General features: G+C 46.7%; 10 protein-coding genes. 1 reads left to right on the plus strand and 9 read right to left on the minus strand.

Annotated features, from left to right (window positions below; all coding sequences use genetic code 11):
* Positions 1 to 214 precede the first annotated feature (214 nt).
* A complete protein-coding gene (locus JFC05_RS06675; RefSeq protein WP_198336296.1) occupies positions 215 to 1,159 on the plus strand; it encodes a DJ-1/PfpI family protein in 945 nt (314 codons plus the stop codon).
* A gap of 163 nt (positions 1,160 to 1,322) precedes the next feature.
* On the opposite strand, the gene JFC05_RS06680 is transcribed toward JFC05_RS06675, so the two are convergent.
* The 9 genes from JFC05_RS06680 to JFC05_RS06720 form a co-directional block, all read right to left on the minus strand.
* On the minus strand, positions 1,323 to 2,645 hold the full coding sequence (locus JFC05_RS06680) for a valine--pyruvate transaminase (RefSeq protein WP_198336297.1): 1,323 nt from the start codon (positions 2,643 to 2,645) through the stop codon (positions 1,323 to 1,325).
* Positions 2,646 to 2,893: 248 nt separating this feature from the next.
* Positions 2,894 to 4,216: a reverse transcriptase domain-containing protein gene (locus tag JFC05_RS06685; protein ID WP_198336298.1), complete on the minus strand. Its 1,323-nt coding sequence runs from the start codon at positions 4,214 to 4,216 to the stop codon at positions 2,894 to 2,896.
* Between the two features lie 77 nt (positions 4,217 to 4,293).
* The gene (locus JFC05_RS06690; RefSeq protein WP_198336299.1) at positions 4,294 to 4,866 is read right to left on the minus strand and encodes a hypothetical protein; all 573 of its coding nucleotides are present in this window, start codon (positions 4,864 to 4,866) and stop codon (positions 4,294 to 4,296) included.
* A gap of 194 nt (positions 4,867 to 5,060) precedes the next feature.
* Complete coding sequence (locus JFC05_RS06695; RefSeq protein WP_227697444.1) at positions 5,061 to 7,682, minus strand: ABC transporter permease; 2,622 nt, start codon at positions 7,680 to 7,682, stop codon at positions 5,061 to 5,063.
* Positions 7,672 to 8,373: an ABC transporter ATP-binding protein gene (locus tag JFC05_RS06700; RefSeq protein WP_198336300.1), complete on the minus strand. Its 702-nt coding sequence runs from the start codon at positions 8,371 to 8,373 to the stop codon at positions 7,672 to 7,674. The genes JFC05_RS06695 and JFC05_RS06700 overlap by 11 nt, the downstream gene beginning before the upstream one ends.
* Before the next feature lie 67 nt (positions 8,374 to 8,440).
* Positions 8,441 to 9,226 carry an arylesterase gene (locus JFC05_RS06705; protein ID WP_198336301.1) on the minus strand — a complete coding sequence of 262 codons (786 nt, stop codon included), beginning with the start codon at positions 9,224 to 9,226 and terminating at the stop codon, positions 8,441 to 8,443.
* 99 nt (positions 9,227 to 9,325) lie between these two features.
* Positions 9,326 to 10,609: an MFS transporter gene (locus JFC05_RS06710; RefSeq protein WP_244658185.1), complete on the minus strand. Its 1,284-nt coding sequence runs from the start codon at positions 10,607 to 10,609 to the stop codon at positions 9,326 to 9,328.
* 343 nt (positions 10,610 to 10,952) lie between these two features.
* The gene (nqrM, locus tag JFC05_RS06715) at positions 10,953 to 11,198 is read right to left on the minus strand and encodes a (Na+)-NQR maturation NqrM (RefSeq protein WP_198336303.1); all 246 of its coding nucleotides are present in this window, start codon (positions 11,196 to 11,198) and stop codon (positions 10,953 to 10,955) included.
* 121 nt (positions 11,199 to 11,319) lie between these two features.
* Positions 11,320 to 12,411 (minus strand): FAD:protein FMN transferase, encoded by a 1,092-nt coding sequence (locus JFC05_RS06720; RefSeq protein WP_227697448.1) that lies wholly within the window; start codon positions 12,409 to 12,411, stop codon positions 11,320 to 11,322.
* Positions 12,412 to 12,613: the final 202 nt, after the last annotated feature.

The following is a 12,613-nucleotide window of genomic DNA, read 5'->3' on the forward strand; positions in this document are numbered from 1 at the left end:
TGGTTTTTCTTAGCCTTGAGCGGCGCAGGCACAGCACGCAAGAAAAATTTGTACCAGTTACAGGTTCATAAGCGGCCTTATCTTTACAAAGCTTACGAAACATAAAAAGTCTCGTCTATTTCACGTTTCCTTATTTTGCTACTTTATAGGTGTCATCTTTCTTGATGAGCCAATACAAGTCATAAAACTATAAGCAATAAAAAAGGAAGCCACTATGAATATCCAAGATCTATTAGATAAAGCCAAAGACACTTTAGACAACGCCAAAAATACTCTAGGCTTAGAGCCGCAAGAAACTGAAGCAGGCATTTATATTCCCTCAACATCATCGCTAAAGATAGCCGCGCCGAGCAAGACCAACTACGATCATACCGAGTACGATAATCCCTATACGGGCGATAAGAAAATCATGATGATCTGTACCGAAGAGCAGTATATGACCATGGAGAACGGTAATAAATTTGATACCGGTAATCATCCGGTGGAGATGATGGTGCCGTTATTACATTTTAAGCAAGCAGGCTTCGACGTGGATGTATTTACGCCAACAGGCGAGTCGGTCAAAGTCGAGCAGTGGGCGATGCCAGAGGACGATGACGACGTTAAACAAATTTATAGTGAGTACGAGTCCAAGTTTAACAATCCCAATAGTATCGCAGGGTTCGTCGCCAATGATATGGCAGAAAGCAATGACTATGCAGCGATTTTTATCCCTGGTGGTCATGGCGCGATGCTCGGCCTGCCGGAGGATAAAAACCTTGGTGCAGTGCTACGCTGGGCGTATAAAAACGATTTGTTTACCTTAGCAATTTGTCATGGACCAGCTGCTCTACTAGCGGCTAATCTGGATAGCCCTGACCGCTCTGATAAAAAGGCAAATCAAGACGATGATGGCAGTCGCGATTTTATCTATAAGGGCTATAAAATGGTGGTATTCCCCACTGCGATGGATAAGCAAATGCCAAAAATTGGTTATTTGCCGGGTGATTTAACGTGGTACTTTGCTGATAAGTTAGAGGATTTAGGCGTTACTATTGATAATAAACTGGCCTCAGGGCAAACGCATCAAGATAGAAAGCTTATCTCAGGCGATGGGCCACTAGCAGCGAATGACTTTGGTAAAATGAGTGCTAAAGCTTTACTAAAAGAGTTTGGTTAGATCGTTTTCATAAAGTCATTATATAAAAAAACGGACTATTAATGAGTCCGTTTTTTATGTCTAAAAAGAAAGCCTTTGTAGGATGTGCCCCGCGCACCGATAGCGGGGTAATAGCCTACAACTGGTGCGATGACGTACAACTTATGCCTAAGCGTAAATGATTCTACTTAGCCCCATCATATAACCCACGCACCACTTCACCAATCACCGCAATGCCTTTGGCCAACGTGTCCTCATCTGCCGCGATACTCATGCGGATACACTCGTGTGCGTGCTGGTAATCGCTGACATCCACACCCGGGAAGAAGTATTCACTCGGCACGATAAGCGTCCCTTTTTCTTTGAGAATATCGTACAGCTCAAGCGTGGTAATCGGCAAGTCCTTAAACCACAACCAAAAGAATATCGCCCCCTCAGGCTTATGAATCATCAATGGATAATCACCCAGCTCTTGTTTAAGCAGCGCAATGGCCTTTTTTGCTTGCTGCTGATAAAAAGGCTTAATCTCGTTATCCGACAAGTCTTTAATAGCGTTATTTTCAACCAAAGGCGTGGCAATAGATGCGCCAAAGCGCGTCGGCGAGAGATTAACCACGGCATTCATCGCGCTGACGGCTGCAATCACCTCAGGTGCGGCAACGATAATACCGGTACGCACTCCGGGTAAGCCAATCTTCGACAGACTAAAGCACAGGATCGTATTGTCATCCCAATTAAGGGTAACGTCTGAATAAATAATATTAGGGAAGGGCATACCATAAGCGTTATCGATAATCAGCGGTACATCGTAACGCTTAGCAATCTCCGCCAAATGCGCCATTTCCTCATCGGTTAAGACATTACCCGTTGGATTGGTCGGACGCGAACAACAAATCGCGCCAATACGCCCTTCCTTCAATGCGGGCAAGTTTTCTAACGCCTCAAAATCTACTCGGTATTTAAAAAACCCTTCTTCGCCATCATGCGTCACTTCATCGATATGCGGCAACACCGCCATAAAATGCTGACCTTCGACATGCACATCACTATAGCCGATATACTCAGGGGTTAATGGTAGTAAAATAGACTTATCGACAGATTCGTTCTGCTCATCTGTGAACGCACCACCAAACAAGTTAAACAAATAGAAAAAAGCATTCTGCGAGCCATTGGTCAGTGCGATATTCTCTGCCGTCAAATTCCAATCATAATGACGATTAAAGAACCCGACCAAGGCATCGATAAAGGCAGCATCGCCCTGCGGATTGGAGTAATTCGCCATACTACTCGTCGCCGTGCTGTTAATGTCCTCACGAAAGCTACCATCGTTACCCAGCGCTTGATAGGTCTGCAAAAACAGCTCATTGACCGCTTCAATCCGTGCCGGATTACCACCGCCTAGCATATTGACTGGCTGATCGCTTTTTAGCGCATCGCCCAGATCATCCATCAATTGTGAGATGCCAGTGGGCTGGGTAAATTTTTGACCGAACTTTGAGAATTTCATAAGGCTACCATGCTGTTTGGGAGGGTGTTATAAGTTGGTGTTTAACCAATAAAGTGGGGCTAGTATAGCAAAAGGTTTCTATAAAATAAGCAATATGCGCGGCTGATATTGACTTATATGTCTATACAGGTTGTGAAGTAAAAAACGCCCTCTAGGTGAGTAGAGGGCGTTCTGTCTGAAGGATTTGTTAGCTAACCCTACCGATGATTTAAAGAGCAAAGGTAGAATTTACAATAAGTAGGTCAGATTTATTTGATTCCAAAAAAGAACATTCTTTTATTTGCTGAGCCGATATCTTCAAAATCTATATTGAGATTATCGGTAATCAGTTTTTTTCTAACATTTTTAGATGCTGCTATTAAATCTCGCTCAAACTTTGCGCCATTGATAGCCAAATCTTTATTATAGAAGTTCGTATATCCTGAAATAAGTATTCTAAGATATAAACTAAAGTCGACATAGTTACCGCATTCACGTTTAACCTTGGTCATCGATTGGAAACTATTTATTCGTCCTATCGCTTTATCAAAAACTGGTCTAGGAATTCGTCGTTGATAAGATTGTAGTCTAGCGTTATAAACTATATCAAAGCCTAGGTATGTAAATTTTCCTCTAGCACCATATATTTTGGTTTTCGGTTTTCCGACTCCCTTTTCAATATCTAAACCAATATTTTTAAGATTTTTTTGAACGTGTTCCTTAATTTTCTTAGCCTTGCTATAAGAGTTATCAAAAATTAGGAAGTCATCTGCATAACGTATATACGGTATATTGTTCTTAACCATTAAATTATCAAATTCGTACAAATACATTGAAGAACACAATGATGCTATTGGCATGCCTTGGCGAACACCCTTGCCCTTAAGTTCTTCTAGATATTTTTCTATCAGTTTTTTGTACTTTAGATCGCCATAATCTAGCTTAGCATCGCAATAAATAAAACTTTTGAAGATAGCAGTTAGCTCTCTATCTTCATCTGGTCCGATAAACTCTTTTTCAAATTTCTTTACAGCGATTTCTCTATTTATATTATCGAAAAATTTAACGATATCTGCTTTAATAACGTATTTATACTTGCTCCGATATTCTATAACGTCATCTAAGGCTTTACGAATGCCATGTATAGTTTTCTTAGTTGGCTGACCGTCTTTATTTGTCGTATCTATTTCTTTCTTATGAATATCTTTATTCAAGGCGTGGTCATACTCACAGAATCTATCATAGATTTCGCCATAATATTTTTTAAGATAATCTAAAAATAGTTTTTGAAGGACTCTATCTTGCACTGAGGGGACACACACTAAACGAGTGTTGTCTAACGACATTACGTTAAGACAGTTTGTTTTAGGCAAAATGATAGGGGTCAAATGATCACAGTTGTACTTAAAATTTGATATTTTTTTACAAATACTATTTAAAGCTTTGTCATTAAAGCTATTTAGATATTCATTAACTGTGATGTATTTAGTATGGTAAGAGTTGTCTGCTTTCGACTTGTTTTTAGCGAGTTGATTGAGGGTTGTTTTGAAATTATCTTTCACATAGGATGAGAATTTAACCTTATCTGTCATGACTATCTCCCTTGCTTCTATTCAACAAACCTTTTGCAAAAATTCATATATCAAATTTTACTAATAAAATAAAGAATTTATGCAAAAGGTCTATTCACTAGATAATCATGACGAAGGTCGAGTGCTCCACGCAAAGTATGAGCAAGCTTTCTTAAGCGTTGAACAATGTCGCCACTTAAATATAGCGCACGTTTGACACGGTACGTCATATAGCTGTCATATGGAATGATAAGCTCATCTATAACAACCTTACAATCAGTTAAATTGTTAACGTCATTTAGAGCCATACCCACCAGTTTTGCGATTTTCTTACGGATTATTTCACTTTTATATATTAACACAAAAGCGTGTGCAATTGTTATCAATACTGCCACAAATATGTATGCCTTTGTCGCAAATGGTGCTGTTGGCGATAGTGCGCCGTTTATCAGTACCGCTCTTTCAAGCCATAATAGCGGCTCAATGAGTTTATTTAACAGGAAAGCTATTTTCGATATGTTCACCATGTCATCACCATTTGATATTGTTTCATCCTCTTGAGTACTAGGTAGCAAGGGCAAGAGTGCTCCACGCAAAGTATGAGCAAGCTTTCTTAAGCGTTGAACAATGTCGCCACTTAAATATAGCGCACGTTTGAAACAGTACGTCATATAGCTGTCATATGGTGTGACAAGCTCATCAATAACAAGCTTACAATTTGTTAAATTGTTTGCGTTATTTAGAGCTAAATAGATAATAGCATTAATCTTTATACTTATAAATTATAAAACACTTGTTAATTAAAAATATTCTAGTACGATTTAGTTTGTACGACTATACACATTTATTAGAGACTTTTTCTACCCTAAATCATCGCCCTGACCTGAGCCATAATCCCCCGTCCAATCACCAATCTCACATAAATAATCGCAATACCCAGCAGCAGGGCGAGAAGCAATCCGCCACCAATAGCCAGATTCGCCCACGGCACGCTAAAGCGCAAATCAAACCACTGGGTAATCGCAAACCAAGCGCCGGCGCTGGCAATCGTCATCGCAAACACCGCGGCGCTCACCCCTAGTACGCCAATCTCTAAGATATTAAGCATATACAAGTCGCGCTTTTGCATCCCTAGCAGTCTAAATGAGGCGCTCTCGGTCATACGGTCCTGTGAAGTGGACAGCAGCGAGCTGATCAATACCATGATGCCTGTTAGCAATGCCAATAGGGTGAAGACATAGACCAAGCGGCTCATTTGCACGACCAAATCTTGGACTTGCTCAGCGATAGCGGTACCGTCAATGGTGGTGACAGCAGGGAACTTGCGTACCAGCTGACCTTGTACCTCGGCGATACGGTCCTCAGGGATATGCGCGGTGGCAAACTGGATTTGCGGCGCGCGGGACAGCACCGATGGCTCAAACAAAAAATAAAAATACGGACTCGGGCCACGATCGAAGCGCGAGCGGATACTGGTAATTTGCCCGATGATTTTGATCCCTTGGATATTAAAAACAATCTCGTCGCCCATGCCGACATTGAGCAAACTGGCGGCCGTATCCAAGATAGATAGGGGTGCTATGGTCTGTGCGGCGTTGTTGTTATTATCGGTATGATCGGTGGTGATAGGCGCATAGAGCGCGTTTTTTTCTAGAGAATCAGTGATGAACTCAGTATCCATCACCGTGTCGGCGTAGCTTAAGTTAAACACTCGCGACGGATCATCAAAACCTTCTGTAGGCTCGATATCTTGTACAGGCACGCCGCCAGCGGTGATGATACGCGCGCGAATAACGGGGTAATAGCTGACCGGTGTGCCAATGATGTTATTAATCGCGTCGTGTTGTTCGCTTTGCACATCGAGCAAAAATATATTGGGCGCGTCTGCAGGGTAGGTGTTGATAAACTGCTCGTTGATACTGTGATTAAGCGTGGTGATAAGTGTTAGGACAGCGACCGACAGCGATAAGGTGACAAAAAACAGCGCCGATTGGTTGCCTTTGCGCGCCAAATTATGAATGGCGATACGCTGCCTCCAGCTGATACGGCGGCGCGAGGCCAGTTGTGCCAAGAGCCATAGCCAGCCACGAGCAAGCAGCCAAAATATCGCGACAAAGCCAATCAGGCCGATCAGCAGCTGCGCGCCCAGTAGCCACGAGCCCACTTCATAAGCAAAAAACACATACAGACTTGTTAGCATCAGCCCGTACCATAGTATAGGCAGGCGTCGATACCATGGCAGGTTTTGATTGGACTGACTTGCGCCTTGATTGAGCAAGGTTGCAGGCTTGGTGTGGTTCAGCGGGCGTAAACCGCGCTGGGCGATGACAAAGCTCAAGAGCAGCGCAATGATGATGGTTTTTAGGATGCTAATGGGGTTGATCGCTAGCGCCACATCGGCAGGTAAGATAGCGCCAAGGTAGGGCTGACTGACCTGTAGTAAGCCGGCACCAAGGATACTCGCTGCGATACAAGCGATGACGGTGGTCGTAAGTAGTAACTGGTAGTAGCTGCGTTTGAGCGAGGCAAGCGGCTCACCTAAGGCGAGGCGAATGGCGTTGTTTTGCTGCTCTTTGCTGACAAAGGCACTAATCACCCCATACATCGCCACCGCCGAGAGCAGGAGGACGGCGATGACCAATAGCTTTAAAAACATCAAGACATTATCAGAAATACGCGAGACAGACGTATCCGCTGACTGAGCGTCAGACAGCTCGATATCAGGGTGGCTTACGAGTAGCTGCTCAAGCTTTGCATGCTGCGCCGCTATTGTCTCGGCATCTCCTGCCATCTCGATACGGTAGTTGACACGGCTGCGCTGCCCCAATAGGTTGGTGGCTGCCAGCGCTTGTTGCTGCATCAGGACCCGCCCGCCAAAACCAAAGGCACTTAAAGGACGATCTGGTTCTTTGGTCAGTACATCACGGATGGTAAAGCGTCCATCACCGATGGTGACGACATCGCCGACGGTAGCGCCAAGACCATTTAGCACCTCTGGCGCGACGATGATGCTATCGGCTGTCAGCTGTTGCCAAAGCGGCTGTCCGGAGGCCAGCTCGACGTCGCCATATAATGGATAAGCGGGAGAGACGGCTTTGAGCTGCGTCAGCAATGTCTGCTCTGCGCTCACCACCATCGCACTAAACTGATGATCGTAGACGACTTGGCTGGCAGGCAGGGTGTTGACTTGTGCCATGACCTCGCTTGGCCAGTCTTGTTTGCTGTTGAGTATCAGATCGCCGCCGACCAGCGCTCGCTGATTGTCAGTGATGTAGTGATCGACGGACTGCTGGATAGAGTCCAGATTCAGATAAGTGGCCAGTGATAGCGTCAGCGTCAATAAAAACAATACCGGATACACCCAGCGTCGCCACCAGCTACGGGTCAGGGCTTGCGCGCCTAACGTGCGAGTAAACAGCGGACCTATCAGGCCATGAGACTGGGTTGTAGCAGACTGAGTTGTAGCAGCGCTTGGTTTATTTTTCATCAGCGTTTGACCCATCTATCGTACCGTCATGCATGGTGATGACTCGATCGGCCATGTCAGCGAGCGCTGGATCATGCGTCACGACGACCAGCGCCGAGCCTGTCTGCGCACGCAAGTCTAGCAATAGCTGCATGACCTGCTCGGCGTTTTGCTCATCCAAGTTGCCTGTCGGCTCATCGGCAAAGACAATCTTGGGCTGGGCGATCAGCGCGCGCGCCACCGCTGTGCGCTGCTGCTCACCGCCGGATAGTTGACTGGGCAAGCTATCACGTCGATGGCCGAGCCCGACTGCTTCGATTAAGGCATCGACCCGCGCAGGATCAGGACGCCGCGCGATATCTAGCGGAAAAGCGATATTTTCGCGCACGCTCAAGGTCGGCAGTAGATGAAACGACTGAAAGACAAAGCCCATCTCGCGCTGACGAATCACCGCTAGCGCCTCTTCATCAAGAGCGCTTAGCGTTTGTCCAGCCAACGTAACCGAGCCACTATCGGGATAATCAAGCGCGGCCAGTAGACCCAGTAAGGTGGATTTACCTGAGCCTGATTTGCCCATAATCACCACAAACTCGCCGGCATCGACATGGATACTGACGTCTTTGATGATGGCCAGCGATTGCTCACCGACTTGCACGGTTTTATGTAAATGCTCGGCACTGAGTATGGCGTTACTGGTAAGTGTGGCGGTCATGGGCAGTTCCGGTTGGTTGGTTTAAGGCCATAAGGCATCGAAGTGAAGCAGCTATAGATAAGCGCCTTTAATTACGCTCACTTTCGACTATTTTTTCTAGCTTGGGCATAAGCACTGGCAAAACATTTTCATTAACGATCATGCGATAGCCCTCTTTAGTCGGGTGAATGGCATCCGCTTGGTTGAGAGCGGCATCACCGCCCACCCCGTCCAAAAAGAACGGAATCAGCGTAACCCCCGTGTCTTCGGCGATGCGCGGATAAATCGCGGCAAACGACTCTACGTAGTCTGAGCCAAGATTGTCATAAATCTGCATGCCGCCCAAAATGACTTCGCTGCCACCTGCTTGCAAGCGTTTGATGGCGGTACGAATGTTATTTTCGATAGTGGCGACTTCTATACCGCGCATGGCATCGTTGGCACCGATGGTCAGTATGGTGATATCAGGTTTGGTCTGTAGCACCCAATCCAAGCGATTGACCAGCCCTGTGCTGGTCTCGCCGCTCAAGCCGGAATTGACGACAGTGATATTGGAATAGCCCATTTTTTTTAACTGAGCTTCTAGTTGGGCAGGGTAGTTATCTTCAGGCGACACGCCCAAGCCTTCGGTCAAGGAGTCGCCCAGCGCCAAGATGGTCAGCGCTGCTTGCTGCTCATCCAACCGTGAGGTGGATGATGTGTCGGCAGTCTGACTGGTTTGAGTAGTTTGGCTGATAGGCGGGGTTGGTTGTGTGCTGTCGGCTGGCGTGGTATCAGCATTATCAGGCGATTTTTGACAACCAGTGGTGGCCATCACCATGGCTAAAAGAGCCGCCACCGGTAGGTGCGAAGTCAAACGAGAAGATGGTTTCATAATACGTAGTCTATCCTATAAGCAATCAAACCAGTGTAGCAAAATAAGATCGCGACCAATATTATGATAAGGTTACCGTGATTTGGGGTTAAGCCGATGTTAAGCGTGCTTACCATCGACCATGATTGGGCGACTGACCAGCCATGCCATCACGACGTTGATGATCATCAAGATCAGCAGCATAAACAGCGCCAAGTCCCAACTGCCTGTGGCATCATGGATCCAGCCAGTACCAAGCGGACCAAAAAACGCCAGTAGATACCCCACTGCCTGCGCCATACCAGACAACTCGCTGGATTGGTTGGCGGTATAAGTGCGCATCGAAAACAGCATCATACTTAAGGTAAAAATCGCCGAACAGCCCATGCCCATGAGCCCAGACCACAGCCAAGCAAGGTCGGTCGATAGGTACATGATGCCCAATACACCAAACACGTTTAAGGCGGCGGCAAAGACGGCCAGTGCCTGAATCGGTCGACCGCGATTGACCAGCCACGTCAGGCTCAAAATCGCCACCGGTGCCATAAACTGAAACACCGAGCCCATTTGTCCAGCACTCACCGCAGACAGCCCCTTACTGAGCCAAATTGACGGTAAAAAACTGGCAACGGTATAAAACAACAAAGACTGCAGACCCATAAACACCGCAATCTGCCAAGCAAATGCTGAGCGCCATACCGAAATGTCTGATGAGCCGGTAGCGAGCGGCGCCACCACCCGTGTCGATGAGCCTAGCCGCACCCGCAAAAACACCCACAAAACCAAGGCAAAAAAGCCCAAAAGCGCCCAACCGCCAAGCGCCCACTGCCAACCAAACTGCTCAGATAACGGCAGCACCACACCTGCGACGATGCCTGCGGCGACGGTCAAGGTCAAGCTAAAGCAGCCTGTTACCAGCGGTATGTGATTGGGTGTGCGCTGTTTGATGACAGGCGCGGCCAAGGTGTTGGCAAAACCGATGGCCAGCGTTAGTAATACCGTCCCGCTCAAAAAGCCAATCCAAGTCGGAATCACCGAGCGGATGACCATGCCAATTGTCAGCAGGGCAATCATCGCAATCAAGGTATTCTCAAGCCCAAAGCGCTTACTGATGGCAGGCGAGATAAGCGCGCCCAAGGCAAAAGTCAGCATCGGCACTGCGCCCAGCCAGCCAAGCTCAGTCTCAGAGATACCGAGCGCTTCTTGCACCACAGGTGCGATAGAGCCAAGCGCCACGATAGGTGCGCGCATGTTGGTCGCAAGTAATACGATCGCACATAACACCAGCCAAAAAGTAAAGCGTGATGATGGCGGGATGGAGGATTTTGACGCTTTTGTTTGAGAAGCAGACATATTTGCGGAGGTAGACATGGCAGCACGACTATTATATAAAATAAAAAACACGTCATTAGATAGCGTCGCCGCAGCGCCGCTTATCAAATAACACCAGAAAAGTCTCATGAAAACGATGAGTTAGAAAAGCCGTTAGGGCTTTACAACACGGGCAGAAAGCCTGTCATATGAACTTGCTGCCCTCTCAAGCAGGGCAAACTTAGTATATGGATGATAACGATGAAGGTTTGATTCTAGATTTATAAAACATCAGCGGCTTATAAAGCTAACAAAACAAATATAGCACAAGAAAAATAGCGCCAACTCTATTTTGTAGAGTTTGACGCTATTATAAGAACAATTGATGACTAAATACTACCAGCGTATGGTAACAGACGCGGTATTTATATCTACTCTAGATAGATTTGCCTAACTGAGCGGCTTTAAGCGCGGTTTCTTGCTGCTCGGCGATGAGTGAGTCGCATTTGTTTGGGTCGTTGCCACAAAATGAGCAATGCTCGTCGCCCATCAGTTTGGCCACCCCGCCGCAAGAGCCTTTTAGGGGCTTTTTTTTCACCATATATCCAATACCCATAAAGACAAAAAACAGCACAAATACGGTAAAGGTAATCGCAAGCATGGGGAGCAATTGAGTAAACATAGAGGAAACCTCGTATTAAAAATAGGGCTGTCATCTATAAAGACAACACCTTTATAGTATAGCAGATTTTTGCAGATGCCGCTTGAGTGTATGAAGATGTTTGGCGCATGCAGCTGGCAGTTTACAAGGGTTTGTCGGCGCGTAATGCTTGCATCGCTGGTGTCTGTACCACTTGCCATTTCCCAATATTGTCAGCGTCTTTGATGGTTTTTTTATCACTATCACTATCATTATCGGTATCGGCTAATACCACAAACATCGCCGCTAGGTTTTGCTTTTGAGCGACGTCTAGCGCCTGCTGATACGGCATGGCAGTCAGCGCCGTCGCCCACGCATCGGCCAGCGCCACAGATTCTGCGGCGACAGTGACAGAAGGCGCGCCGCCCGCGATGGGAGTGCCCGTGGTGGGGTCGATGGTATGGCTATAGCGCTCGCCATCGAACACCACAGAGTTGCGGTAGTTGCCAGAGGTCGCCAGATGCATTTGATTGGCCGTGCTGATAGGTTGGCGAATCGCTGATATGGTCTCGCGCTCACTGACGGTGCTGTCTTCGATAGGGGCGTCGATAGCGATTTGCCAAGGTTGTTTTTGTTTGTTGACACCAGAGGTCGCAATCTCGCCGCCTATCTCCACCATATAGTTTTTGATTTGATAGTTGTTTTTGAGCACATCAGCGATGACATCGACGCCATAGCCTTTTGCCACCGCAGAAAAATCCAGCCCCACGCCTTCTTTGGTTTTGTAGATGCTTTGCTGATCTTGTACGATACTGTCAAAATCGACCAAGGCTTTTGCTTGAGCGATCTCGAGCGCAGTGGGCGGATTTTGTAAGCGCTCGACGGTCATGGTACTACCAAAACCCCACGTCTCTACTAGGGGCATCACAGTTGGATCAAAGGCACCGCCGGACTGCTGATAGACGGTGCGCGACACCTCAAGCACATGCGCAAAGTCGGCATCGATCGCTATGGGTGTGTCTTTTCCTAGTTGGTTGAACTTAGAGATAGTAGAGTCAGATTGATAGGTCGACATGCTATCATTGATCTGTTGCAGCCGCTGATCGATGGCTGCTTGTATGGCCGCTTCATCCGTCCCTGCTGGTAACTGATAGCTAATATGATAGCTGGTGCCCATCGTTTCTCCGCTTAGGTAGTCATAGTCAGGGAGCTGCTGGCAGGCACTGAGGCTCAGTATAGCGCCTACAGTGGTCATCGTCAGTAAGGTCGGGCGTATGGATTGAGGCGCGGCAAAAAACGCGGCAAAAAACGAGGTTACATTTGTCATATGAGTCATCACAGCTTGATAAGGTAAAGGGGTGAATGGAGCGTCAACGAATAACGGCGCTAAACCTCTCCTATTTTACACCCCTTATCACTTATAAGGCCAATAGCGTTGCCTCAGATTTTAGTTCAAG

The sequence above is a fragment of the Psychrobacter celer genome (assembly GCF_016107555.1).
GTDB classification, from domain to species: Bacteria; Pseudomonadota; Gammaproteobacteria; order Pseudomonadales; family Moraxellaceae; genus Psychrobacter; species Psychrobacter celer.

Coding starts and splice junctions, on each gene's coding strand:
- JFC05_RS06700 (WP_198336300.1), bottom strand. CDS start 8,373: ATGACCGCCACACTTACCAGTAACGCCATACTCAGTGCCGAGCATTTA.
- nqrM (WP_198336303.1), bottom strand. CDS start 11,198: ATGTTTACTCAATTGCTCCCCATGCTTGCGATTACCTTTACCGTATTT.
- JFC05_RS06695 (WP_227697444.1), bottom strand. CDS start 7,682: ATGAAAAATAAACCAAGCGCTGCTACAACTCAGTCTGCTACAACCCAG.
- JFC05_RS06690 (WP_198336299.1), bottom strand. CDS start 4,866: ATGACGTACTGTTTCAAACGTGCGCTATATTTAAGTGGCGACATTGTT.
- JFC05_RS06705 (WP_198336301.1), bottom strand. CDS start 9,226: ATGAAACCATCTTCTCGTTTGACTTCGCACCTACCGGTGGCGGCTCTT.
- JFC05_RS06680 (WP_198336297.1), bottom strand. CDS start 2,645: ATGAAATTCTCAAAGTTCGGTCAAAAATTTACCCAGCCCACTGGCATC.
- JFC05_RS06720 (WP_227697448.1), bottom strand. CDS start 12,411: ATGACCACTGTAGGCGCTATACTGAGCCTCAGTGCCTGCCAGCAGCTC.
- JFC05_RS06685 (WP_198336298.1), bottom strand. CDS start 4,216: ATGACAGATAAGGTTAAATTCTCATCCTATGTGAAAGATAATTTCAAA.
- JFC05_RS06675 (WP_198336296.1), top strand. CDS start 215: ATGAATATCCAAGATCTATTAGATAAAGCCAAAGACACTTTAGACAAC.